General features: G+C 69.0%; 1 protein-coding gene. It reads left to right on the forward strand.

The features are described from left to right. On the forward strand, positions 1–413 hold a 413-nt coding region (locus G3I71_RS48790), incomplete at both ends, for an HD domain-containing protein (protein WP_164325423.1).

Consider the following 413-nt stretch of genomic DNA (forward strand, 5'->3'; position numbering starts at 1 on the left):
ATCGGCAAGCCGCGCACGAGACGGTTCGAGGACGGCGGAGGTGTGAGCTTCCACCACCACGAGGTCGTCGGCGCCAAGATGGCCGCCAAGCGGCTCAAGGCCCTGCGCTTCGACAAGCAGACCGTGCAGGACGTCGCGCGGCTCACCGAGCTGCACCTGCGGTTCCACGGCTACGGCGACGGCGAGTGGACCGACTCCGCGGTGCGCAGCTACGTCCGTGACGCGGGCCCGCTGCTCGGTCGGCTGCACAAACTGACCCGCTCGGACTGCACCACGCGCAACAAGCGCAAGGCCAATGCCCTGTCGCGCACCTACGACGGACTGGAGGAGCGCATCGCGCAGCTCCAGGAGCAGGAGCAGCTGGACGCGATCCGGCCCGACCTGGACGGCAACGAGGTCCAGCAGGTACTGGA

The organism is Streptomyces sp. SID12501, assembly GCF_010550245.1.
Taxonomy (GTDB): Bacteria; Actinomycetota; Actinomycetes; order Streptomycetales; family Streptomycetaceae; genus Streptomyces.